The sequence below is a fragment of the Lelliottia nimipressuralis genome (assembly GCF_004402045.1).
Taxonomy (GTDB): Bacteria; Pseudomonadota; Gammaproteobacteria; order Enterobacterales; family Enterobacteriaceae; genus Enterobacter; species Enterobacter chinensis.
On the sequence record NZ_SOMG01000021.1, the window covers coordinates 108253 to 133424 of the forward strand.

At 54.3% G+C, this 25172-nt stretch carries 20 protein-coding genes; 10 read left to right on the forward strand and 10 right to left on the reverse strand.

The genetic code is table 11. From position 1 onward, the window contains the following. Positions 1–138: 138 nt before the first annotated feature. Genes pqiC through rlmKL form a run of 5 tightly spaced genes read right to left on the reverse strand, consistent with a single transcriptional unit; the run spans position 139 to position 7642 of the window. On the reverse strand, positions 139–705 hold the full coding sequence (gene pqiC / locus E3U32_RS13590; RefSeq protein WP_134349201.1) for a membrane integrity-associated transporter subunit PqiC: 567 nt from the start codon (positions 703–705) through the stop codon (positions 139–141). Beyond that, positions 702–2342, reverse strand: a complete 1641-nt coding sequence (gene pqiB, locus E3U32_RS13595) for an intermembrane transport protein PqiB (protein WP_134349202.1) — start codon at positions 2340–2342, stop codon at positions 702–704. Before pqiB ends, pqiC begins: the two co-directional genes overlap by 4 nt. A 4-nt stretch (positions 2343–2346) precedes the next feature. Continuing rightward, entirely contained in the window at positions 2347–3600 is a 1254-nt protein-coding gene (pqiA, locus tag E3U32_RS13600; protein WP_134349203.1) for a membrane integrity-associated transporter subunit PqiA, read from the reverse strand. A 13-nt stretch (positions 3601–3613) separates the two neighbouring features. Continuing rightward, positions 3614–5521 (reverse strand): ABC transporter ATP-binding protein, encoded by a 1908-nt coding sequence (locus E3U32_RS13605; protein WP_134349204.1) that lies wholly within the window; start codon positions 5519–5521, stop codon positions 3614–3616. A 12-nt stretch (positions 5522–5533) separates the two neighbouring features. After that, positions 5534–7642, reverse strand: a complete 2109-nt coding sequence (gene rlmKL, locus E3U32_RS13610) for a bifunctional 23S rRNA (guanine(2069)-N(7))-methyltransferase RlmK/23S rRNA (guanine(2445)-N(2))-methyltransferase RlmL (protein WP_134349205.1) — start codon at positions 7640–7642, stop codon at positions 5534–5536. Between the two features lie 98 nt (positions 7643–7740). Here rlmKL and E3U32_RS13615 point away from each other — a divergent pair, with 98 nt between their 5' ends. Further along, complete coding sequence (locus tag E3U32_RS13615; RefSeq protein WP_134349206.1) at positions 7741–8850, forward strand: YcbX family protein; 1110 nt, start codon at positions 7741–7743, stop codon at positions 8848–8850. Here the strand turns inward: E3U32_RS13615 and zapC are convergent. Together zapC and pyrD are read right to left on the reverse strand one after the other, a co-directional pair. Next, positions 8847–9389 carry a cell division protein ZapC gene (gene zapC / locus E3U32_RS13620; protein WP_134349207.1) on the reverse strand — a complete coding sequence of 181 codons (543 nt, stop codon included), beginning with the start codon at positions 9387–9389 and terminating at the stop codon, positions 8847–8849. The two genes, E3U32_RS13615 and zapC, sit on opposite strands and share 4 nt — an antisense overlap. A gap of 165 nt (positions 9390–9554) precedes the next feature. Then, a complete protein-coding gene (pyrD, locus tag E3U32_RS13625; protein ID WP_134349208.1) occupies positions 9555–10565 on the reverse strand; it encodes a quinone-dependent dihydroorotate dehydrogenase in 1011 nt (336 codons plus the stop codon). A 248-nt stretch (positions 10566–10813) separates the two neighbouring features. On the opposite strand from pyrD, the gene ssuE reads away from it, so the two are divergent. The 5 genes from ssuE to ssuB are packed head-to-tail and all read left to right on the forward strand — an operon-like array spanning position 10814 to position 15054. Then, positions 10814–11389 (forward strand): NADPH-dependent FMN reductase, encoded by a 576-nt coding sequence (gene ssuE / locus E3U32_RS13635; protein WP_134349209.1) that lies wholly within the window; start codon positions 10814–10816, stop codon positions 11387–11389. Beyond that, positions 11382–12344 (forward strand): sulfonate ABC transporter substrate-binding protein, encoded by a 963-nt coding sequence (locus E3U32_RS13640; RefSeq protein WP_134349210.1) that lies wholly within the window; start codon positions 11382–11384, stop codon positions 12342–12344. The genes ssuE and E3U32_RS13640 overlap by 8 nt, the downstream gene beginning before the upstream one ends. After that, positions 12341–13486: an FMNH2-dependent alkanesulfonate monooxygenase gene (gene ssuD, locus E3U32_RS13645; RefSeq protein ID WP_063955689.1), complete on the forward strand. Its 1146-nt coding sequence runs from the start codon at positions 12341–12343 to the stop codon at positions 13484–13486. Before E3U32_RS13640 ends, ssuD begins: the two co-directional genes overlap by 4 nt. Before the next feature lie 9 nt (positions 13487–13495). Beyond that, positions 13496–14287: an aliphatic sulfonate ABC transporter permease SsuC gene (gene ssuC, locus E3U32_RS13650; RefSeq protein ID WP_134349211.1), complete on the forward strand. Its 792-nt coding sequence runs from the start codon at positions 13496–13498 to the stop codon at positions 14285–14287. After that, a complete protein-coding gene (gene ssuB, locus E3U32_RS13655) occupies positions 14284–15054 on the forward strand; it encodes an aliphatic sulfonates ABC transporter ATP-binding protein (RefSeq protein ID WP_134349212.1) in 771 nt (256 codons plus the stop codon). Before ssuC ends, ssuB begins: the two co-directional genes overlap by 4 nt. 101 nt (positions 15055–15155) lie before the next feature. On the opposite strand, the gene pepN is transcribed toward ssuB, so the two are convergent. Beyond that, positions 15156–17768, reverse strand: a complete 2613-nt coding sequence (gene pepN, locus E3U32_RS13660) for an aminopeptidase N (protein WP_134349213.1) — start codon at positions 17766–17768, stop codon at positions 15156–15158. Positions 17769–18022: 254 nt separating this feature from the next. Here pepN and pncB point away from each other — a divergent pair, with 254 nt between their 5' ends. The 4 genes from pncB (at position 18023) to aspC (ending at position 23861) form a co-directional block, all read left to right on the forward strand. After that, on the forward strand, positions 18023–19225 hold the full coding sequence (gene pncB / locus E3U32_RS13665) for a nicotinate phosphoribosyltransferase (RefSeq protein ID WP_134349214.1): 1203 nt from the start codon (positions 18023–18025) through the stop codon (positions 19223–19225). Positions 19226–19391: 166 nt separating this feature from the next. Continuing rightward, positions 19392–20792, forward strand: coding sequence for an asparagine--tRNA ligase (gene asnS / locus E3U32_RS13670; protein ID WP_134349215.1), 1401 nt, complete (start codon positions 19392–19394; stop codon positions 20790–20792). Positions 20793–21397: 605 nt separating this feature from the next. Continuing rightward, positions 21398–22486 (forward strand): porin, encoded by a 1089-nt coding sequence (locus tag E3U32_RS13675; RefSeq protein WP_134349216.1) that lies wholly within the window; start codon positions 21398–21400, stop codon positions 22484–22486. 184 nt (positions 22487–22670) lie between these two features. After that, positions 22671–23861 carry an aspartate transaminase gene (gene aspC, locus E3U32_RS13680; protein ID WP_134349217.1) on the forward strand — a complete coding sequence of 397 codons (1191 nt, stop codon included), beginning with the start codon at positions 22671–22673 and terminating at the stop codon, positions 23859–23861. Between the two features lie 49 nt (positions 23862–23910). On the opposite strand, the gene E3U32_RS13685 is transcribed toward aspC, so the two are convergent. Both E3U32_RS13685 and E3U32_RS13690 read right to left on the reverse strand, forming a co-directional pair. Beyond that, positions 23911–24558, reverse strand: coding sequence for an MBL fold metallo-hydrolase (locus E3U32_RS13685; RefSeq protein ID WP_134349218.1), 648 nt, complete (start codon positions 24556–24558; stop codon positions 23911–23913). A 20-nt stretch (positions 24559–24578) separates the two neighbouring features. Then, the gene (locus tag E3U32_RS13690; RefSeq protein ID WP_023335137.1) at positions 24579–25130 is read right to left on the reverse strand and encodes a YcbK family protein; all 552 of its coding nucleotides are present in this window, start codon (positions 25128–25130) and stop codon (positions 24579–24581) included. Positions 25131–25172 lie beyond the last annotated feature (42 nt).

A 25172-nucleotide genomic window follows, 5' to 3' on the forward strand; every position in this document is an offset into this window, starting at 1 on the left:
GGTGTCATATTTGTGAGCTAGCTGGAAGATCATTTGTACAAAAATTGTGACGCGGCACAAGTAACAATCTGAAGTGAAAACGAAAAAAAAACCGCAATCAGCGACAGGCCAATTGCGGTTTTTGATGATGAATTTTACTTATGGCATCCGGGAAATTTCCCTTGCGATGCTGGCTGACTCCTGCGCCCAACCCTGAGCCAGCACTTTCACCATTTCGTCATAGCCATCTTTCTGCTGCTTGAGTTCCAGATGGAAAGGACGCTTGATGAGCTGGCCCTGATGATTCAGCAACCACTCCCCGCTGATCACTACCGCACCGTCATAACGCCCGTGGAAGCCCGTTACCGTAACGTTCAGCGTATCCTGATCGTTGCCCAGCGGCTGCGAAGCGACAACCCAACCCGGAAGCTGGCTGCCCAGATTGGCCACCAGCGTGTTGCGCAGCTGCTGATCCAGCGGGCTGGCCCACAGGTTGTTTGTTGCAATCGCGTATTTTACGTCACTGGTCTGGTAGACCACGCCGTTTCCTGCCAGATAATCCGGCACGGCAACCTGCTCAACCCACAGCTGACGGTTTCCCTGACTGGCCGTGCTTTGTCCACCACTTTGGGTAGCAACAGGCAGCTGATAGTAGCTTTTGTTTTCTACACCTGAACTGCACGCCGTTAACAGCAGAGCGCCAACCATCAATAGCCACTTATTCATTCTTTTGCCCTCTTCGGCTCAGGATCCTTTTTATCTTTCGCTTCGAATACCAGCGCGTTGCTCTTCTCGTTTAGCGTTTTCAGAACTGGCTGCAGTTCACGCAAGACCTGATCAAGACGCTGCATATCCGCCACCATCTTGTTGTATGCCGCTGAGCCTGGCTGGAAGCCCTGCATGCTGCGGTTCAGTTCACGCAGCGTTTTCTGCATGTCCTGCGGCAGCTGCTGCATACTCTGGCTTGCCGTGATCTTGTTGATGTTATCCAGCGTCGTTTGCAGGCGGCGCATCGTTGCCTGGCTTTCGCTGAGCGAGTTCGTTGCCGCTTCAATCATCGGATTCAGTGGCAGATTATTAATCTTATCCAGTGTTTCCATCAGACGCTGCTGGATTTGGGCCAGACCGCTACTCACCGTTGGAATGATTTTGTAACCACCAAATTCACGGATACCGGTAATCGGCGGCGCTTTTGGATAGAAGTCCATATCCACATACAGCGCACCGGTCACCAGGTTGCCCGTCTTCAGCGACCCGCGCAGACCGCGCTCCATCAGTTGGGAGATATGGGTGGCAATATCCTGATTCTCGCCAATCTGGTTAAGCAGACGTTCCGGCTCGATGCGAATCAGCACCGGAATGCGATAATCATCGTCCAGCATCTGGCTCAGGCCAGGTACAAAGAACGGAACTTGTCCAACCGTACCAAGACGAATACCGCGGAACTCAACAGGCGCCCCCGGCTGCAGGCCACGCACGGAGTCTTTAAAGAACATAAGGAAGTCAACGTGGTCGGTATAGAGCGCATCCTGAATGCTTCGCTGATCGTCAAACAGGCGGAAAGCGGTATTCTCTGCAACCGGCTGCCCCAAATCCAGGCCTTCCGGGACGTCAAAACTCACGCCACCACCAAACAGCGTGGTCAGCGAGCCCATTTCAACGCGCATACCCGCCGAGGTGAGATCCACCGCAATACCGCTGTCTTTCCAGAAACGGACGTTGCTGGTGACCAGTCGATCGTTTGGCGCATTGATGAAGAGCTGATAGCTGATCGCTCTTTTCTGTGGATCAAACGTGCTTTTCTCTACCGACCCGACGCGGTAGCCGCGGAACAGTACCGGATCGCCTGCCGTGAGCTGGCCCGCTTTTTTGCTGTCGAGGATCACGCGGATACCCTTGGCATCAGGCGGCGCAAGCGGTGGCGAATCCAGAAGCTGGTATTGGCCTGGCTGGTTACCCTTCGTGCCGGGCTGCAGCTCAATATAGGCCCCCGAGAGCAGCGTTCCTAAGCCGCTGATCCCTTCACGTCCCACCTGCGGTTTAACGACCCAGAAAACGGAATCGCCATGCAGCAGTTTTTCCATGCCGGCATTAAGGCGCGCCTTAATCTCCACATGGGTTAAATCGTCGGTCAGGGTTGCGCTTTCGACCACGCCCACATCCACGCTACGGCTTTTGATGGTCGTTTTACCGCCCTCAATCCCCTCGGCATTGGTGGTAATAAGCGTAACTTCCGGTCCCTGATGGCTGTAATGATAAAACAGGATCCATGCACCAATCAGCGCCGTCACGATGGGAAAAATCCACACCGGTGACCAGTTTTTGACCTTCTGCACTTTCGCCTCTCCACTCTTATTTTCCATGCTCTTACTCTTCCTCATGGCTTGATTCAGGCTCACGATCCCACGATAAACGAGGGTCGAAGGTCATGGCCGCAAACATGGTCATAATCACGACCAGCGCAAACATTAAAGCCCCCATCGCGGGATAAATACTCATCAAACCGCCCATCCGCACCAGTGCAGAAAGAACGGCGATGACAAACACGTCAATCATTGACCAGCGTCCGACAAACTCGACAACTTCATAGATCAGGTGCATACGTTCGCTGTCGCGTTTACCGTGGCCTTTCGCATCCCAACAAAGCCAGGCGATCGCGATCATTTTTAAGGTTGGCACCATAATACTGGCGATAAAAATGACGCCGGCAACCGGATAAGAACCTTCCCCCCACAGCAATACCACCCCGGCCAGGATCGTCGAGGGCATTTTGTCGCCGAGCAAATCGGTGATCATGATCGGCAGAATATTGGCCGGTAAATACAGCATGATGGACGTGACTAACAGCGCCATCGTCCACTGAAGACTATTTTTACGGCGTACGTGACCTTTCGTTTCGCAGCGCGGACAAACGTCGAGATCGGCGGGAAGCACGGCGGTGCAGCATGGGCAAGAACGCAGCCCCTGATGAATACCCGGAACGCCGACTTTCACCGTTTGCGAAAGGGTCGGTGCCGGGGCGATATCGTCCCACACCCAACGCCTGTCTACGCACTGGAATGCGCGCAACTGCAGGACGCAATACAAACACCAGGGAATAAAGCTGCTGCCAATCCCCACGTCGCCGTACGCCATCAGCTTCACGAAGCTGACCAGAATGCCCGCCAGAAAGATCTCGGCCATCCCCCAGCTTTTTAGCTGAAAGAGGATACGCGCGAGCCTGACTTTTAGTGATGTCGGCAACCTGACGCGGTTCACCAGCATCAGGATAACGACCAGGCAAAAAGCCGGGACTATCTGGACAAACAGGAGAAAAAAGGTACCGAGGCTGGCGTAATCTTCTGAGAACATCACGCCCGGAATTTCGAGTAAATCCACCTGGCTGGTCATCCCGCCCACCTTCATATAGATAAAGGGGAAGAGATTGGAGAGCAGCAGCATAAACAATGCTGCCAGAGCGTAAGCAGTGGGACGCTGCCGCGGCGCGTCCCACTCGGTTGTCAACGTCGCGCCGCAACGTGGACACAGGGCTTTATGTCCGTGACCAAGCTCTGGCAACGCCACGAGCATATCGCATTGCGAGCATAATATATGCCTGTCGGCATGGTGCTGGTCACACATATTTTATCCCTGTTTACGCGCCGTTTTTCAGAGACTCAAGGTACTCCCAGCGCTCAAAGGCTTCCTCCAGGGCTTTTTCAGCCGCGGACATATCAGCCAGTACTTTTTGAGTATAGTCATGCGATTGGGTAAAGAATGACGCATCAGCAACCTGTTTTTGCAGATCCTCAAGCGCGGCCTCCAGCTCTTCAAGACGCTGCGGTAGCCCCTCCAGTTCGCGCTGCTGGTTATAGCTTAGTTTAGCCGATGTTTTCTTGACAGTTTCTGCTTTTGTTACAGCAGGTTCAGAACTTATTTTGGACTTTGACTGTTTCTGCGCCAGAGACTGTGACTGCTGCCCTTTTGCATCGTGATAACCGCCTACGTATTGGCCAATTCGGCCTTCACCTTCGAAGATCCAGCACTCGGTCACGGTGTTATCAACGAACTGACGATCGTGGCTGACCAGCATCACGGTACCCTGATAACCGTCAATCAGTTCTTCCAGCAGTTCCAGCGTTTCGACATCCAGGTCGTTCGTCGGTTCATCGAGGATCAAAAGGTTGCTTGGCTTCAGGAACAAACGCGCCAGAAGAAGACGATTTCGCTCACCGCCTGACAACGCACGCACCGGCGTCATCGCACGTTTAGGATGGAACAGGAAGTCCTGCAGGTAGCCCAGCACATGGCGCGGCTTACCGTTTACCATGACCTCCTGCTTACCTTCGGCGAGGTTATCCATCACCGTTCTGTCTGGGTCCAACTCTGCACGGTGCTGGTCGAAGTAGGCTACTTCCAGCTTTGTGCCGCAGTGAACACGGCCGCTGTCAGCCTGCAGCTGACCGAGCATCAGCTTGAGCAACGTGGTTTTACCACAGCCGTTCGGGCCAATGAGGGCAATTTTATCGCCACGCTGCACCTGAGCGGAGAAGTCTTTCACCAGAACTTTTCCATCGACCTGGTAATCCACATTTTCCATTTCAAAGACAATTTTACCGGAACGGGATGCCTCTTCGACCTGCATCTTCGCACTTCCCATCACTTCACGGCGAGCACTGCGCTCGTTACGCATCGCTTTCAGGGCACGCACGCGGCCTTCGTTACGGGTACGGCGGGCTTTGATGCCCTGACGGATCCAGACCTCTTCCTGTGCCAGCTTGCGGTCAAACTCAGCATTTTGCAGCTCTTCCACGCGCAGGTTTTCTTCTTTTTCCAGCAGATAGGTATCGTAATCGCCAGGATAAGTCACCAGTTTGCCGCGATCGAGATCGACAATACGCGTCGCCATATTGCGGATAAACGAACGGTCGTGCGAGATAAAGATGATGGTGCCGTTAAAGGTTTTCAGGAACCCTTCCAGCCAGTCAATCGCTTCGATATCCAGGTGGTTGGTCGGTTCATCCAGCAACAGCACCTTCGGGCCGCTGACCAGAGCACGCCCAAGCGCCGCTTTACGCAACCAGCCGCCGGAGAGCGCCGACAGTTCCATATCCGCATCCAGGCCTAACTGATCCAGCACTTCGGTGATACGGCTTTCAAGCTGCCACAGACCGTGATGATCCAGAAGCTCCTGCAGACGTGCCATCTCATTGAGATTTTTTTCACTTGGGTCGGTCATCACAAGATGTGAAATTTCGTGATAGCCCTTCAGGTATTCAGCTTGCTCAGAAATCCCTTCTGCAACGAAATCATAAACGGTACCCGCCACGTTACGAGGAGGATCCTGCTGCAGACGGGAGACAATCAGATCCTGCTCGTAAACGATACGGCCATCATCCAGCCCCTGCTCACGGTTGAGGATTTTCATCAGCGTGGATTTACCCGCGCCGTTACGGCCTACAAGACAGACGCGTTCGTTGTCTTCAATATGCAGTTCAGTATCATCGAGAAGTGGCGCATCGCTAAAAGAGAGCCACGCGCCGTGCATGCTAATTAATGACATTTATATTTCCTTTCAGACCGCTGAGATTAACCAGCAGTTATGGATCTGACGGTTACGGGCAAAGTCCTGAGACAGCGTTTTCTGGCTGATTTCTTGCGCTTTCAGTCCCAGCGTGGCTAAGCCTTCATGATCCATGCGGAAGCCGCGTTTGTTGTTCGAGAACATAATGGTGCCGCCTTTACGCAGCAGGCGTTTCAGGTCGGTCATCAGGCGCAGGTGATCGCGCTGAACATCAAAGCTGTCTTCCATACGCTTGGAGTTGGAGAAGGTCGGCGGATCGATAAAGATCAGATCGAACTGCTCGTCGGTATCACGCAGCCAGCCCAGCACGTCGGCCTGCATCAGGCGATGCTGGCGTCCGGTCAGGCCGTTCAGACGCAGGTTACGTTCCGCCCACTCCAGATAGGTGCGAGACATATCCACCGTGGTGGTGCTGCGCGCCCCGCCCAGACCTGCATGCACGCTGGCGCTGCCGGTGTAGGAGAACAGGTTGAGGAAGTCTTTACCCTTGCTCATCTGGCCAAGCATGCGGCGGGCGATACGGTGATCGAGGAACAGGCCGGTATCCAGATAGTCGGTCAGGTTTACCCACAGGCGTGCGTTGTACTCGCCCACTTCGATAAAGTCGCCCTTCTCGCCCATCTTCTGGTACTGATTTTTCCCTTTCTGACGCTCGCGGGTTTTCAGTACCAGTTTGTTTGGCGCAATGCCCAGCACGGCGATGGTCGCCGCAATAACATCCAGCATGCGCTGACGCGCTTTTTGCGCATCAATGGTTTTCGGTGGAGCATACTCCTGAATCACCACCCAGTCCGCGTAGCGGTCAACCGCCACGTTGTACTCCGGTAGGTCGGCATCGTACAGGCGGTAGCATTCAATCCCTTCCTGCTTCGCCCATTTTTCATATTTCTTCAGGTTCTTACGCAGACGGTTAGCGTAATCTTCCGCCACGCCCGACGGCTTACTGTCCGCAGCTTTCTCCGCCAGATGATAGTTTTTCTGCACGCAGTCCAGCGGGCCGTTTTTCGCCTTAAACTGGCGATCGGCACGCAGCTGCAGGCAGCTCAACAGTTCCGGTGAGGCGCTAAACAAAGAAAGATTCCACCCGCCGAAATAGTCTTTCATATTGCGGCCCAGCAGGCTGTGCAGGGCAATCAGTGCAGGCTCGCTGTCCAGACGCTCGCCATATGGCGGGTTGCTGATCACGGTACCGTATGGGCCTTTTGGCAGCGGGTTGGTCAGGTTAGCCACGTCTTTTACTTCGAGGGTGACCAGCTCGCCGATACCGGCCCGACGGGCGTTGCTGCGCGCGCGTTCAATAACGCGAGGGTCGCTATCAGAGCCGTAGAAGTGAGAGGTGTACTCCGCCAGGCCTTTACGCGCGCGTGTCTGTGCGTCGTCTTTGACTTCTTTCCAGAGTGCTTCATCGTGCTGTGCCCAGCCTTTGAAGCCCCAGTGCCCGCGGTGCAGGCCCGGCGCGCGGTCGGTGGCCAGCATTGCCGCTTCAATCAGCAATGTACCGGAACCACACATCGGGTCGAGCAGCGGCGTGCCCGGCTGCCAGCCGGAGCGCATCACAATGGCAGCGGCCAGGGTTTCTTTGATTGGCGCCATACCGGTGCGATCGCGGTAGCCGCGAAGATGCAGACCCGCCCCGCTCAGATCGAGGGAAATACTTGCGGTATCACCGTTCAGCCAGACGTTAATACGCAGATCGGGATTTTCACGATCGACGTTAGGTCGTTCCTTATTTTTACGGGTGAAGCAGTCCACAATGGCGTCTTTGACGCGCAGGGCACCGTACTGGCTGTTGCGGATCTCGTCGTTCACGCCGTTGAAATGCACCGCAAAGGTGGCATTTGGCGTGAAGATCTCTGTCCAGTCGATCATCTGTACGCCGGTATAGAGATCAAGGTCGCTATAGACCTTGCACTCCTTCATCGGCAGCATGATGCGCGACGCCAGACGGCTCCACATCAGGCTCTGGTAAATAAGCCGCGTGTCGCCCTCAAAATGGACACCACCCTGAACCACCTGGCACTCTTTCGCGCCCAGGCTTTCCAGTTCAGTTTTTAACAGCTCTTCCAGCCCACGGGCCGTACTGGCAAACAGAGAATTCATATCGTCACTTTTACTCTTAGAAAATTGTCGCGCATTATAGCTAATATGGCGTGTATGTCATAAAGTTGAAGGCTTATTTTCATTCGAGGGACTGTGCAGTGGCGACGTTATCCAGGCTTTTTATTCATCCGGTGAAATCCATGCGCGGTATCGGCGTCTCTCACGCGCTGGCCGACATGAGCGGATTCGCCTTCGATCGTATCTTCATGGTCACCGAGCCGGACGGTACGTTTATTACCGCACGCCAGTTCCCGCAGATGGTTCGCTTTACCCCTTCCCCGCTTCATGACGGTTTGCATCTTACCGCGCCGGACGGCGAAAGCCGGGTGATTCGCTTTGCTGATTTTGCGCCTGTCGATGCGCCAACGGAAGTGTGGGGCAATCATTTTACCGCGCGCATCGCCCCGGAAGAGACTAACCGCTGGCTCAGCGGCTTCTTCTCCCGCGACGTGCAGCTGCGCTGGGTCGGTCCGTCGCTCACGCGCCGCGTTAAGCGTCACGATGCGGTTCCGCTCTCCTTTGCAGATGGTTTCCCTTTCCTGCTCACCAATGAAGCTTCATTGCGCGACCTGCAGCACCGCTGCAAAGCCAGCGTTCAGATGGAACAGTTCCGTCCGAACCTGGTGGTGACGGGTGCCGACGCCTGGGAAGAAGACACCTGGAAAGTGATCCGCATCGGCAGCGTCATTTTCGACGTGGTGAAGCCATGCAGCCGCTGTATCTTTACCACCGTGAGCCCGGAGAAAGGCCTGAAGCACCCTTCCGGCGAGCCGCTGAAAACATTACAGTCATTCCGTACCGCGCAGGACAACGGCGATGTTGATTTCGGTCAGAACCTGATCCCGCGCTCCAGCGGCGCTATTCGCGTTGGTGATGAGGTAGAGATTCTTGCCCGAGGGCCAGCAAGAGTGTACGGCTCAGGTCAGGAGGAGGAATTCGTCGACGTTGAGACGCCGATCAGCTCAGCGGTTGATATTCACTGGCAGGGCAACATCATTCGGGGTAATAACCAGCAGGTTTTGCTTGAGCAACTGGAACAAGCGGGGATCCGCATACCGTATTCCTGTCGCGCAGGGATCTGTGGCTGCTGTCGAATCAAGCTGGTAGAGGGCGAGGTCAGTGCGCTGAAAAAATCTGCGATTGCTGAAGACGGGACCATTCTGTGCTGCAGCTGTATCCCAAAAACATCGGTACAGCTGGAGGCTTAAACAGCCTGTTCCAGGCTGAAGGCATCCACGCGAAGCTGGGGCTTCAGCCTGTCGTTCATCACCTTAATGGCATCTCCAAGCTGCATCGTCCGCCCGGCAATCGTCACGCCGGGCTGCGCCAGCAAACAGAGCGCAGCATTGTCTCCTGGCTCTACCACCAGCAGGCTCACCTCTTCTGCGGTATCACTCAGATTTACGCTGGCTGCATCACCCGTTGCCGGGGTCCAGTTCATACCGTGCGCAAGGAAATGCCAGCTTTTTGGCATTTGCGGTTTCAGAAAACGGATAGCCACCAGGGCATTTAATACCAGTTCGGCACGCTGCTCTTTAGAAAGAACCAGATCGCGGCATTTTTCCTCAAAGGAGAAATAAAGCGCAGCGTCATCAACGCAAAAGCCTGACGGGGAAAACGCGTCCGGGGTTAACATTCGACGGGCAAAACGAGAACGAAACAACATGCCATTGGCTAAATCAAGCATCATTCGGTCATGCTCGTCGCAAAAATACCAGCGCCAGTTATCGTCAGGTTTAATACGCATGTCTCTCTCCCGTCCCCAAACGTCCTGTTCTAAAAATGTCCTGTTTGCCGCCTCGTTTATAACAACATTAATAAAAGACCATAATGTCTAAATAAGCAACAATGACGGAATATAAAACAACCAGGGCTGGAAATAAAGCCCTGGTTGTCTGATTAGGAAAAAAGATTAGATATGCGTAACGATTTCTTTAATCAACTGCGGCCCTTTAAAAATAAAGCCGGAATAAATTTGCACCAGCGATGCTCCCGCCGCCATCTTCTCGCGTGCAGCAATCACTGAGTCAATGCCGCCAACACCAATAATCGGCAGGCGCCCTTTTAATTCCGCAGACAGGGCGCGAATAATTTCGGTGCTTTTTAATTGTACCGGGCGGCCACTTAACCCACCCGCTTCGTCACAGTTTTTCATTCCCTGAACGAGGGAACGATCGAGCGTGGTATTGGTTGCAATCACGCCATCAATATTATGACGAACTAAACTGTCGGCAACCTGGATCAATTCTTCAGCAGAAAGATCCGGGGCGATCTTAACCGCCACCGGAACATATTTATGGTGGATCGTCTGGAGCTCATTTTGTTTATTTTTAATGGCACTCAGAAGATCGTCCAGCGCTTCGCCATATTGTAAGGAACGCAGACCCGGGGTATTGGGTGAGGAAATATTCACCGCAATATAACCGGCGTAGGCGTAGACTTTTTCCATACAAATCAGATAGTCATCTTTACCCTGTTCAACCGGCGTATCTTTATTTTTGCCGATATTGATACCTAATATCCCATCAAAATGGGCTTTTTTTACGTTCTCAACAAGGTAATCAACACCGTGGTTGTTGAAACCCATGCGGTTGATCAGCCCTTCGGCTTCAACCAGACGGAACAGGCGCGGCTTGTCATTTCCCGGCTGCGGGCGCGGGGTGACGGTACCGATTTCGAGGGAGCCAAAGCCCATTGCGCCCAGGGCGTCAATGCACTCGCCATTTTTGTCCAGACCGGCCGCCAGACCCAGCGGGTTTTTAAAGGTCAGACCCATGCACTGCACAGGTTTTTCCGGCACATTCTGACGCACCAGAGCGGCCAGCGGCGTTCCGGTAATACGACGTAATTGCTGGAATGTAAATTCATGAGCGCGCTCAGGGTCGAGCTGGAAAAGGGCTTTACGAACGAAGGGGTAGTACATGAACTCTCCTGGATTCCCGGTGTGCAAACCGGGAGGGGATTATGGGCGATCGCAGCGCGAAAGGGAATTGACCTGCGGCAAAAAATCCGCGTAAAACGCAATCGTTTACCTGGTGAGGCATTTCTTATGCTCTTTTTCGCATTTTAATTGCAGATAAATCATTTAGTGGAATAACCGCGCGGTGTCACACTCCTGAAAATTGTTATGAATGTTAGATAAAAGCAAACAATTAGTTATAAGGAGGAAGTATGCGCGTCATTACTCTGGCCGGAAGTCCACGATTCCCTTCGCGTTCCAGCGCCCTGCTGGAATATGCCCGTGAAAAGCTCCATGCCCTGGATGTGGAAGTGTGCCACTGGAACCTGCATAACTTCGAACCTGAGGATCTACTCTACGCTCGTTTTGACAGCCCCGCGCTCAAAACCCTGACGGAACAGCTTAAAGGCGCTGACGGTTTAATCGTGGCAACGCCTATTTATAAAGCCTCTTTTTCCGGTGCACTGAAAACCCTGCTTGACCTGCTTCCCGAACGCGCGCTGGATGGCAAAGTGGTGTTGCCCCTGGCCACAGGCGGCACGGTGGCCCATTTACTGGCGGTGGATTATGCCCTGAAGCCGGTCCTGAACGCGTTGAAAGCGCAGGAGATCCTCCACGGCGTCTTCGCGGATGACTCCCAGGTCATTGACTATCAGCACAAACCTCACTTTACGCCAAATCTGCAAACCCGCCTCGATAACGCTCTGGAAACCTTCTGGCATGCCCTGCACCGCAGGGATATCCAGGCCCCGGCGTTTGGTCAGCCTCAAGGAGTCGCCCATGTTTAAAACGTTAACCCGTATCGGGCTGGCAGGTCTTATGGCGCTTACGTCGCTGGCCCATGCTGCAGAAACGTCACCTGAAAGTTTACGCATTGGTTATCAAAAAGGCAGCGTGAGCATGGTGCTGGCAAAAAGCCACCAGCTTCTGGAAAAACGCTTCCCGGACACCAAATTCTCCTGGGTTGAGTTCCCTGCAGGTCCCCAGATGCTGGAGGCCCTGAACGTTGGCAGTATCGATCTCGGCAGTACGGGCGATATCCCGCCAATATTCGCCCAGGCCGCGGGGGCGGACCTCGTCTATGTCGGCGTTGAGCCTCCCAAGCCGAAGGCTGAGGTGATTCTGGTCCCTGAAAATAGCGACATTAAAAGCGTCGCCGATCTTAAAGGTCATAAAGTCGCGTTCCAGAAAGGTTCCAGCTCGCATAACCTGCTGCTGCGCGCCCTGCAGGAAGCCGGGCTCAAGTTCACTGATATTCAGCCTGTTTACTTGACGCCTGCCGACGCCCGCGCCGCGTTCCAGCAGAAGAACGTTGATGCCTGGGCCATCTGGGATCCGTACTACTCCGCCGCACTGCTACAGGGCGGCGTGCGGGTACTTAAAGATGGCGCCACGCTGAAACAGACCGGTTCGTTCTACCTTGCCGCAAGGCCGTATGCGGAAAAGAACGGCGCATTTATTCAGGGTGTCCTTGATACCTTTACCCAGGCCGATGCGCTGACCCAGAGCCAGCGTCAGGCGAGTATTGCCCTGCTGGCGAAAACCATGGGCTTGCCTGAACCGGTGATTGCGAGCTATCTCAGCCATCGTCCGCCGACCACCATTACGCCTGTGGACGCGCACGTCGCCGCACTTCAGCAACAAACCGCTGACCTCTTCTATCAAAATCACCTGGTTCCTAAGCAGGTGGATATTCGTGAACGTATCTGGCAACCCGCAGGCAAAGAAGGAACAAAATCATGAGTCTGAATCTTTTCTGGTTTTTACCCACCCACGGTGATGGACACTATCTTGGTACAGAAGAGGGTTCACGCCCGGTTGACCATGGCTATTTGCAGCAGATTGCGCAGGCGGCAGACCGAATCGGTTTTACCGGCGTGCTGATCCCGACCGGACGGTCATGTGAAGATGCCTGGCTGGTCGCCGCGTCGATGATCCCGGTCACCCAGCGTCTGAAGTTCCTGGTCGCGTTACGCCCGAGCGTCGTCTCCCCCACCGTGGCGGCGCGTCAGGCGGCAACTCTGGACAGGCTTTCCAACGGACGAGCCCTGTTTAACCTGGTGACGGGCAGCGATCCGCAGGAGCTGGCGGGTGATGGCGTGTTCCTCGACCATACCGAGCGCTATGAAGCCTCCGCCGAGTTCACCCGCGTCTGGCGGCGTCTGCTGGAAGGTGAAACCGTCACCTTTGAAGGCAAGCATATTCACGTTCGTGACGCGAAACTCTACTTCCCACCGGTGCAGCAACCGCGCCCGCCCCTCTACTTTGGCGGATCGTCGGATGTGGCGCAGGACCTGGCGGCAGAGCAAGTCGACCTTTATCTGACCTGGGGCGAACCGCCCGAGCTGGTGAAAGAAAAAATTGCCCAGGTACGCGCTAAAGCGGCCGCCCATGGCCGCAAGGTGCGCTTCGGCATTCGCCTGCATGTGATTGTGCGTGAAACTAATGAAGAAGCCTGGCAGGCGGCCGACCGTCTGATTTCCCATCTGGATGATGAGACCATCGCGAAAGCCCAGGCCGCGTTTGCCAAAACCGACTCCGTTGGACAGCACCGGATGGCGTCCCTGCACAACGGCAAGCGCGAGAATCTGGAGATCAGTCCGAACCTGTGGGCGGGCGTCGGTCTGGTGCGCGGCGGCGCGGGCACAGCGCTGGTCGGCGACGGTCCGACCGTGGCAGCACGTATTAATGAATACGCAGACCTTGGGATCGACAGCTTTATTCTCTCTGGTTATCCACACCTGGAAGAGGCTTACAAAGTGGGCGAGCTGTTATTCCCGCATCTGGATGTTGCCATTCCGGAAATTCCGCAGCCACAGCCGCTCCAGCTTCAGGGCGAAGCCGTGGCGAACGAGTTTATTCCACGCAAAGCCGCACAGAGCTAAGGAGTGACCATGTCTGCCACCTCACAAAAATGGCTGCTGCGCGCCGCCCCGTGGTTTTTACCCGTCGGCATTGTGGCTCTCTGGCAGCTCGCGTCGTCCACCGGCTGGCTGTCGAGCCGCATTCTGCCCTCTCCGGAGGGCGTCGTCGAAGCCTTCTGGTCGCTGAGCGTCAGCGGGGAGCTGTGGCAGCATCTGGCGATCAGCTCCTGGCGCGCGGTGATTGGATTTTCCATCGGCGGCAGCATCGGTCTGGTTCTGGGCTTGATTAGCGGTCTTTCCCGCTGGGGCGAGCGGCTGCTGGATACGTCCATTCAGATGCTGCGTAATGTTCCGCATCTGGCGCTGATCCCGCTGGTGATTTTGTGGTTTGGTATTGATGAGAGCGCCAAGATCTTCCTCGTGGCGCTGGGCACGCTGTTCCCGATTTACATCAATACCTGGCACGGCATCCGCAATATCGATCGCGGCCTGGTCGAGATGGCGCGCAGCTACGGTTTATCAGGCTTCGCGCTTTTTACCCACGTCATTCTCCCCGGTGCCCTGCCCTCCATTATGGTCGGGGTGCGTTTTGCGCTCGGCCTGATGTGGCTGACGCTGATTGTCGCGGAAACCATTTCAGCCAACTCTGGCATTGGTTATCTGGCAATGAACGCCCGCGAATTCCTGCAAACGGACGTGGTCGTGGTCGCCATTATCCTTTACGCCCTGCTCGGCAAGCTTGCCGACGTCAGCGCCCAGTGGCTGGAGCGCAGCTGGCTGCGCTGGAATCCGGCCTACACCACTCAGGAGGCGAAAGCATGAACACTGCCCGACTGACTCAGGGTACACCGCTGTTGCTCAGCGGCGTGATCAAACGCTACGGTGAAAACACCGTTCTTAACGGGCTGGATCTGCATATTCCAGCCGGGCAATTTGTGGCCGTTGTCGGGCGCAGCGGCGGCGGCAAGAGTACGCTGTTACGTCTTTTAGCGGGGCTGGAGTCCCCCAACGGCGGCGAAATTCTGGCTGGCACGACGCCGCTGGCCAATATTCAGGACGATACCCGCATGATGTTTCAGGATGCGCGTCTGCTGCCCTGGAAGACCGTGATGGATAACGTCGGACTGGGACTGAAGGGCAACTGGCGGGACGAAGCCCGTCGGGCGCTGGCCGCCGTAGGGCTGGAACATCGTGCAGGTGAATGGCCTGCGGCGCTGTCGGGAGGACAAAAGCAGCGTGTGGCACTTGCCCGGGCGTTAATCCATCGCCCCGGCCTGCTGTTGCTTGATGAGCCGCTCGGCGCACTCGATGCCCTGACGCGGATCGAAATGCAGGATTTGATTGGATCGCTGTGGCAGGAGCATGGTTTTACGGTGTTGCTGGTCACCCATGACGTGAGCGAAGCCGTCGCGATGGCTGACCGGGTGCTGTTAATAGAAGAAGGAAAAATTGGGCTGGATGTGACGGTAGATCTTCCTCGCCCTCGTCGTGTCGGTTCGGCAAGACTGGCGGAGCTGGAGGCAGAAGTGCTGGATCGGGTGATGAAACGTGGGGTGAATGAGCGCGCGTTGATTAAAGCTAATGCCTGATGCCCTCACCCCGCCCTCTCCTACAGGGAGAGGGCGAAAACACTAAAAACGGCAACCGAGGTTGCCGTTTTGCTTTTACCTGCCCACCGGGCAATTTTTTATCACGCTAAGGCTTTAGCAATCTTCTCGTACAAATCACCAGACAGATTTTCCAGCCCTTTCAGCTGCTCAAGCGCGGCACGCATCTTCGCCTGACGCTTCGCGTCGTAGCGTTTCAGACGGATCAGCGGCTCAATCAGGCGCGACGCCACCTGCGGGTTACGGCTGTTCAGCTCGGTCAGCATTTCCACCATAAACTGATAACCGCTGCCATCTTCGGCGTGGAACGCGGCCGGGTTGCTGCTGGCAAACGCACCAATCAGGGAGCGCACGCGGTTTGGGTTGCTCATGGTAAAGGAGCGATGCTTCAGCAGGCTACGAACGGTGCTGAGTGCATCTTCCGCCGGACTGGTTGCCTGCAGAATGAACCACTTATCCATCACCAGACCATCCTGATGCCACTTATCGTCGTACTCCTGCATCAGCGCATCACGGCAAGGCAGTTCGGCGGCGACGCTTGCGCCCAGCGCAGCCAGCGCGTCGGTCATGTTATCCGCTTCGTGATACTGCTTGCTCACCAGGGTGTTCGCCAGCTCAGTTTCACCAAACGCCAGATAGCGCAGGCAGGTGTTACGCAGAGAACGTTTACCGATGTCCGCATGTTCTACGCGATACTCATCCAGCTTGTTGACGTTATAGATTGCCAGAAACTCATCGGCAAGCTCGGTCGCCAGCGTACGGGTCAGTGCTTCACGCACCGCCACGATAGCGATCGGGTCGATAATATCAAACAGCTCGGCGATTTCGCTGGCAGACGGCAGCGTCAGGATTTCAGCCGCCAGTGCCGGGTCAATCTTCTCATCCAGCAGGATCGCGCGGAACGCGTCAGCCACATGAACAGGCAGCGACAGCGGCTGGCCCTGCTGATGACGGTTCACGTTCAGCTTGATGTAGGTCGCGAGCAGGCTTTGCGCCGCATCCCAGCGGGAGAAGTCGTTGCGCGCGTGACGCATCAGGAACGTTAGCTGCTGATCGCTCCACTTGTACTCCAGTTTGACTGGCGCTGAGAATTCGCACAGCAGCGCCGGCACCGGCTGGAAGTAGACGTTATCGAAGATAAAGGTCTGCTCGGCCTGGGTCACGTTGAGTACGTGATGTACCGGGTGGCCCCCTTTCTGCAGTGGGATCACTTTGCCTTCGTTGTCATACAGCTCAATACTGAACGGAATGTGCAGCGGATATTTCTCTTCCTGCTCGGCCGTCGGCGGCGTGCGCTGGCTGATCGTCAGGGTGTACTGCTCGGTTTCCGGATTGTAATCGTCTTTGACGGTGACAACTGGCGTACCGGCCTGGCTGTACCAGCGGCGGAAATGAGAGAGATCGACATTAGAGGCATCTTCCATCGCCTGAACAAAATCGTCGCAGGTGGCCGCACTGCCGTCATGACGCTCAAAGTAAAGCTGCATCCCTTTCTGGAAGTTCTCTTCCCCCAGCAGGGTGTGGATCATGCGGATAATTTCAGCGCCTTTCTCATACACCGTCAGGGTGTAGAAGTTGTTCATCTCAATGACTTTATCCGGGCGGATCGGGTGCGCCATTGGGCTGGCATCTTCCGCAAACTGCAGGCCGCGCATGGTGCGCACGTTGTTGATGCGGTTCACCGCGCGTGAACCCAGATCGGAGCTGAACTCCTGGTCACGGAAGACGGTCAGGCCCTCTTTCAGGCTCAGCTGGAACCAGTCGCGGCAGGTGACGCGGTTACCGGTCCAGTTATGGAAATACTCGTGCCCGATGACGCGTTCGATATCGAGATAATCTTTATCGGTGGCAGTATCGGTACGCGCCAGCACGTATTTGGAGTTAAAGACGTTAAGGCCTTTGTTCTCCATTGCACCCATGTTGAAGAAATCGACGGCGACAATCATATAAATGTCGAGGTCATATTCGAGGCCGAAGCGCTCTTCGTCCCACTTCATGGAGTTGATGAGCGAGGTCATCGCCCACGGTGCGCGGTCCAGGTTGCCGCGGTCAACAAACAGCTCCAGCGCCACCTCGCGACCTGAGCGCGTTTTGAAAGTATCACGAAGCACGTCGAAATCACCCGCCACCAGCGCAAACAAGTAGCACGGTTTCGGGAACGGATCCTGCCACTGAACCCAGTGACGGCCATTTTCCAGCTCCCCTTCACCCACGCGGTTACCATTGGAGAGCAGGAATGGGTAGAGCGTTTTATCGGCGATGATCTTGGTGGTGAAGCGCGCCAGAACGTCCGGGCGGTCCAGATACCAGGTAATGTGACGGAACCCTTCCGCTTCACACTGGGTGCACAGCGCCACGCCAGACTGGTAAAGCCCTTCCAGCGCCGTGTTGGCGGCAGGGCTGATTTCATTCACGATGCGCAGCGTAAAATGTTCCGGCAGGTTGTCGATGACCAGCTGGTTGTTTTCTTCTTTATAGTCAGACCACGCTTCATCATTAATATGCAGGGAGACCAGCGTCAGGTCTTCGCCATCCAGACGCAGCGGTACGGCAGTCGCGCTATGGCGCGTTACCTGGCTCACCGCCGTCACAACGGTTTTAGTGGCATCCAGGTCAAAAGTCAGATCGATATCGCTAATCAGGTAATCCGGCGCACGGTAGTCGTGGCGGTATTTGGCTTGTGGCTGTTGTGTCATAGAAAACCTTATGCATCGTTTGTCGAGTAACGTTTCAATATATTCCTGTTGTGTAAAACGCGCTATGCAGAATGTTCATCTTTTCAGGTACAAAACCCTTTTTTGCTACATTTATATAACACGGGGCACAAAATGCCCTCGACCATAAAACGCGCTTATGTTGTGATCGGGGTTCAATAAATCACTAAACAAGGTATACTCCGGAGTTGTTTATTGTACTAAACGCTCCTGTGAGAGGATGCTACTGCGCACCTATGACTCAATTCGCTTCCCCTGTTCTGCATACGTTGCTGGATACCGACGCGTATAAACTGCATATGCAGCAAGCCGTTTTCCACCACTACTATGACGTGCATGTCGCAGCGGAATTCCGCTGCCGTGGCGACGACTTGCTCGGTATCTACGCAGATTCCATTCGTGAACAGGTCGATGCTATGCAGCATCTGACGCTGCAGGACGACGAATATCAATGGCTTTCTGGCCTGCCTTTCTTCAAACCCGACTACCTGAACTGGCTGCGCGATTTCCGCTACAAGCCGGAGCAGGTCACCGTGGTTAACGATAATGGCAAGCTGGATATTCGCCTTGAAGGCCCGTGGCGGGAAGTGATCATGTGGGAAGTGCCGCTTCTGGCGGTGATCAGTGAACTGGCTCACCGCTACCGTTCACCGGAAACGGGCGTAGAGCAGGCGGTCGCTTCGCTGGAAAACAAACTGTCTGCCTTCTCCACGCTGACCGAAGGGCTGGACATGTCCCGCTTCCGCCTGATGGACTTTGGCACCCGTCGCCGTTTCTCTCGCGACGTTCAGGAGGCCATCGTTAAACGTCTGCAGCAGGAGCCGTGGTTCGTGGGCACCAGTAACTACGATCTGGCGCGTCGCCTCAACCTGACGCCAATGGGCACCCAGGCGCACGAGTGGTTCCAGGCGCATCAGCAGATAAGCCCCGATCTGGCTAACAGCCAGCGCGCGGCACTGGCCGCATGGCTTGAGGAGTACCCAAATCAACTCGGGATCGCCCTCACCGACTGTATTACGATGGATGCCTTCCTGCGCGACTTTGGTCCCGAGTTCGCTGAGCGTTACCAGGGGTTACGCCATGATTCCGGAGATCCGGTTGAATGGGGCGAAAAGGCGATTGCCCATTACCAAAAACTCGGCATTGACCCGATGAACAAGGTGCTGGTCTTCTCCGATAACCTCGACCTGGCGAAAGCGGTCGAACTCTATCGCCATTTCAGCACCAGAGTGAACCTGAGCTTCGGGATCGGTACCCGTTTGACCTGCGACATTCCTCAGGTAAAACCTCTGAATATCGTTATCAAGCTGGTGGAATGTAACGGTAAGCCGGTGGCAAAACTCTCCGATAGCCCAGGTAAAACCATCTGCCATGACAAAGCGTTTGTCCGCGCGTTGCGCGAAGCCTTCGATCTCCCGCAGATTAAAAAAGCCAGTTAAGCGCTTAAGGGAGCCCTCATGGCTCCCCTCTTCTTATTTATTTCTTAATTCTTCTCTTTTGACTGCGAAATTTACTTGTCTGATAGCGGATGGCAGGTAACATAGATATCCCCCCATAAGGGTGGACAAGTGTTTATTTTTTCCGACTATTAACAGAGAGAATATTATGAGCGTTGTGCCTGTAGCCGACGTACTCCAGGGCCGTGTCGCCGTTGACTCAGAAGTCACCGTGCGCGGATGGGTGCGTACCCGCCGAGATTCTAAAGCTGGCATCTCCTTCCTTGCCGTCTATGACGGTTCCTGCTTTGATCCTGTACAGGCCGTCATTAATAATTCTCTGCCCAATTACAATGATGACGTTCTGCGCCTGACGACGGGTTGTTCCGTCATTGTGACCGGCGTGGTTGTGGCATCACCGGGTCAGGGCCAGAGCTTCGAAATTCAGGCTTCTGCGATTGAAGTCACCGGCTGGGTTGACGATCCGGACACCTATCCGATGGCGGCAAAACGTCACAGCATCGAATACCTGCGTGAAGTTGCACACCTGCGCCCGCGTACCAACCTGATTGGTGCGGTTGCACGCGTGCGCCATACGCTGGCTCAGGCGCTGCATCGCTTCTTTGATGAGCAGGGTTATTTCTGGGTGTCTACCCCGCTGATCACCGCTTCTGATACGGAAGGTGCAGGTGAAATGTTCCGCGTCTCAACGCTGGACATGGAAAACCTGCCGCGTACGCCAGAAGGTAAAGTGGACTATGACAAAGACTTCTTTGGTAAAGAAGCCTTCCTGACGGTATCTGGCCAGCTCAACGGCGAAACCTATGCCTGCGCATTGTCCAAAATCTACACCTTTGGTCCAACCTTCCGCGCCGAAAACTCCAACACCAGTCGTCACCTGGCGGAATTCTGGATGCTGGAGCCTGAAGTGGCCTTCGCCGACCTGGACGATGTTGCCGGCCTGGCGGAAGCGATGCTGAAGTATGTCTTCAAAGCGGTGCTGGAAGAGCGTCCTGACGACATGAAATTCTTCGCTGAGCGCGTAGACAGCGATGCAGTGGCCCGTCTGGAGCGTTTCGTCTCTGCTGACTTTGCCCAGGTAGACTATACCGACGCGGTGGCGATCCTCGAGAAATGCGGTGAGAAGTTCGAGAACCCAGTTTACTGGGGCGTTGACCTTGCGTCTGAGCACGAACGCTATCTGGCCGAGAAACACTTCAAAGCGCCGGTTGTCGTTAAAAACTACCCGAAAGACATTAAGGCCTTCTATATGCGCCTTAACGAAGACGGTAAAACAGTGGCAGCGATGGACGTCCTGGCACCGGGCATTGGTGAAATCATTGGTGGCTCTCAGCGTGAAGAGCGTCTGGACGTACTGGACGCGCGCATGGAAGAGATGGGACTCAACCCTGCAGACTATAGCTGGTACCGCGATCTGCGCCGCTACGGCACCGTGCCGCACGCCGGTTTTGGTCTCGGCTTCGAGCGTCTGATCGCCTACGTTACAGGCGTTCAGAACGTACGCGATGTGATTCCGTTCCCACGCACCCCGCGTAACGCCAGCTTCTAATCAGTAAAACAGTAAATGGCCAGCTTATGCTGGCCATTATTTTATTCTGCATTGTCAGTTTTCGTCAGCGTAAAGTCAGCATCTTTAAACCTTCACCCCGTCACAACCACTAGCTGTTACGTTTTGTTTCCGTGAAATATCCAGCCACAAAAAATAAACCCCATTCTTATTGCGATTATCACGCCCTCAAGCAATAGCACAAATTTCAACCACCTTTTCAGACATCCAGAAGTCTTTTTGGGGGTATAAGAAAAAACGAGTCGTTTAACGTCTGTTTATATGAATTGCCTTTATCCAAATTAATCATAAGGAATTCATATATATAGGAATCACATTGTCGCTTAATTCGCCAGTGAGGTCCGAAGTTTGAGATGGTTCACAAAGTTCCCGAAAATACATATTTAGTTACACATATTTTCTTGTTGTTACTTAATCTTGAGAATTGTAGCACTTTGAGGCTAGCGAAACGCTTCGGCGAATGGAAAGATGCCTGACAGATACATAAAGACACCAAACTCTCATCAATAGTTCCGGAAATATTTATTGACAGAATTTATTGACGGCAGTGGCGAGTGTCATAAAAAAACCAATGAGGGTAATAAATAATGATGAAGCGCAATATTCTGGCAGTGGTTATCCCTGCTCTGCTGGTAGCCGGTGCAGCTAACGCTGCAGAAATCTATAACAAAAACGGCAACAAACTGGATCTGTACGGGAAAGTGGTTGGTGAACACGACTTCGTGACTTCAGGTGACAACACTGACAGCAGCGATGCAACCTATGCTCAGATCGGTTTCAAAGGCGAAACTCAAATCAATGACCAACTGACTGGTTACGGTCAGTGGGAATACCGTGCTCTGGCAAGCCAGCCAGAAAGCAACCAGACTCAGCGTACCCGTCTGGCGTTCGCTGGTCTGAAAGCCGGTGACGCAGGTTCAATCGACTACGGCCGTAACTACGGTATCGTATACGATGTGGAATCCTACACCGATATGGCCCCATCCTACTCCGGTATGACCTGGGCTAACTACTCTGATAACTTCATGACCGGCCGTACCACTGGCGTTCTGACCTATCGTAACTCTGACTTCTTCGGTCTGGTTGACGGTCTGAGTCTGGGTCTGCAGTACCAGGGTAAAAACGAGCGTACCGACGTTAAAACCGCTAACGGTGACGGCTTCGGTACTTCTGTAGGCTATGAATTCGGCGAAGGTTTCGGCCTGATCGGCGCATACAGCAACTCTGACCGTACTAACTTGCAGACCGCTGACGGTAAAGGCGACAAAGCTGAAGCATGGGCAGTTGGCGCGAAATACGACGCGAACAACATCTACCTGGCTACCACCTACGCAGAAACCCGCAACATGACCCGTGAAGATGACGGTTCATTCGCGAACAAAACTCAGAACTTCGAAGTGATCGCTCAGTACCAGTTCGACTTCGGCCTGCGTCCGTCCGTGTCCTACGTTCAGTCTAAAGGTAAAAACCTGGCACAGCGTGGCACCTTCTCTGGCGGCGATGCTGATCTGCAGAAATTTGTTGAACTGGGTGCAACTTACTACTTCAACAAAAACTTCAACGTCTATGTTGACTACCAGCTGAACCTGATCGACGACACCGACTACTCTCGTAGCGTGGGTATCGTGAACGGTAAAGACGACCAGGTTGCAATGGCTGTTACCTACCAGTTCTAATCAGAACACCACTTTGTTATATGCTTAATGAACAGGGCTTCGGCCCTGTTTTTTTATGCCCGACAGAAAATAATGGCGACTTTTGAAAAGCCGCACGCTTTTCGTCGCAAACGGTTGGCATTTTGTAAATCTACCGTTAACCTGATAGCGGATTTCACTTCTGTAATCACAATGGAACTTCGTCATGTTTGAGAACATTACCGCCGCTCCTGCCGACCCTATTCTGGGCCTGGCCGATCTGTTTCGTGCCGACGACCGCCCTGGCAAAATCAACCTGGGTATTGGTGTATATAAAGATGAAACCGGCAAAACTCCGGTACTGACCAGCGTTAAAAAAGCTGAGCAGTATCTGCTGGAAAACGAAACCACCAAAAACTACCTCGGTATTGATGGTATCCCTGAATTTGGTCGCTGCACCCAGGAGCTGCTGTTCGGTAAAGGCAGCGCAATTGTGAGTGACAAACGTGCCCGTACAGCACAGACCCCTGGCGGTACCGGTGCGCTGCGCGTGGCGGCGGATTTCCTTGCGAAAAACACCTCTGTGAAGCGCGTCTGGGTGAGCAACCCAAGCTGGCCGAACCACAAGAGCGTCTTTAACTCTGCGGGCCTCGAAGTGCGCGAATACACTTACTACGACGCGGCAAACCACTCTCTCGACTTTGACGGTCTGCTGGCAAGCCTGAACGAAGCGCAGGCGGGCGACGTAGTGCTGTTCCACGGCTGCTGCCACAACCCAACCGGTATCGATCCAACGCTTGAGCAGTGGGAACATCTGGCGAAGCTGTCCGTAGAAAAAGGCTGGCTGCCGCTGTTTGACTTTGCCTATCAGGGCTTCGCCCGTGGACTGGAAGAAGATGCAGAAGGCCTGCGCGCGTTCGCAGCCGTGCATCAGGAGCTGATTGTCGCAAGCTCCTATTCCAAGAACTTCGGTCTGTACAATGAGCGTGTGGGTGCCTGTACGCTGGTTGCGGCAAACGAAGAGACCGTTGACCGTGCTTTCAGCCAGATGAAATCGGTTATCCGCGCGAACTACTCTAACCCACCGGCACACGGTGCGTCTGTCGTTGCCACTATCCTGAGCAACGATGCGCTGCGCGCAATCTGGGAACAAGAGCTGAACGATATGCGTCAGCGTATTCAGCGCATGCGTCTGCTGTTTGTGAACACCCTGGCTGAGAAAGGCGCGGACCGCGACTTCAGCTTTATCATCAAACAGAACGGCATGTTCTCGTTCAGCGGCCTGACCAAAGAGCAGGTTCTGCGTCTGCGTGAAGAGTTTGGCGTGTACGCCGTGGCGTCTGGCCGCGTGAACGTTGCAGGCATGACGCCTGACAACATGGCGCCACTGTGCGAAGCGATTGTCGCCGTACTGTAATTTGCGCCCATAAAAAAAGCCTGCGTTAAGCAGGCTTTTTTTATTCGGGTCACCAGACAGGCATTTCATCCTGAAGGAACGGGTTATGGAGCCGTTCATAGCCCAGCGTCGACATCGGACCGTGTCCAGGGATAAACGTCACGTCATCACCCAGCGGCAATAACTTCTGTTTAATCGACTGAATCAGCTGCCCGTGATCGCCGCGCGGAAAATCGCTGCGTCCTACGCCACCTTTGAAAATCACATCGCCGGAAATCAGCAGACGTGACTGGTCATCAAAGAAGACTATATGGCCTGGCGTATGCCCAGGACAATGCAACACCTGTAAAGTCACATTCCCTACGTTAACGCGCTCTCCTTCGTTCAGCCAGCGATCGGGTGTCAGAGGCTGACATTCATCAAGGCCAAACATGCGGCTTTGGGCGGGTAACCCCTGCAGCCAGAACTCATCTTCTTTTTCCGGACCAATCACCGGCACACCATAATGTTGCGCCAGTTCCGCCGCTGCGCCAACATGGTCAAGGTGACCATGCGTCAGCAAAATTTGCATCAGCGTGACGCCGCTGTCAGCGACGTCCTGCTTGATTTTCTCAGCGTCGCCACCGGGATCGACAAGCGCGGCCAGTTTAGTTTGTTCGCACCAGATGAGTGAACAATTCTGGGAGAACGCGGTAACCGGAATAATACGATAGTTCATACTGCTCCTGTGTTTCGTTATTACCAGTGCCGAACCGGACCGGTATCAATATGCACAAAGTTGCTGCTGGGGTAATATCCTACACCACCTGCACGCATAGATAACGCAGCTTTGCGAATATTGGCTAACGAAACGCCTTCAATATGGAAATCCATTGCCTGTCCCTTGGTGTGATAGCTTTTTTTGGCTACCCCGCGACTGTGGGCGCGCAGTTCATTATTGGTATCAATCGAACGATAGCCAGAGATGAGCTGCACCGGCTTGCTGGTGCCCAGCAGGCCCTGAAGGCGGAAAATCTGATCAAACAGTCCTGGATCGATGGCTTTTATTTTATTCGCGCGGAAATCACGGAAAAAATGGTTAAGTCTTGCTAATTCATCCTGAATATAGCCTCTGCCATCGAAAAACTCCGCTTTTAGCGACTCACCGGTATGAAGATTGTTGAGCGTTAAAACTCGCGGACGAGGTGTCGAGAGGGTGGCAAATGCTGGCGTCGGCAAGATGGCCGCTGCGCCAAGCGCAACACCACCTAACGCCAGCAGTTTGCGGCGATTAGCGTCAAATTTGTCCATGATAATCAGGTCTACAGGTAAAAGAAATCGTAATATGCTTAG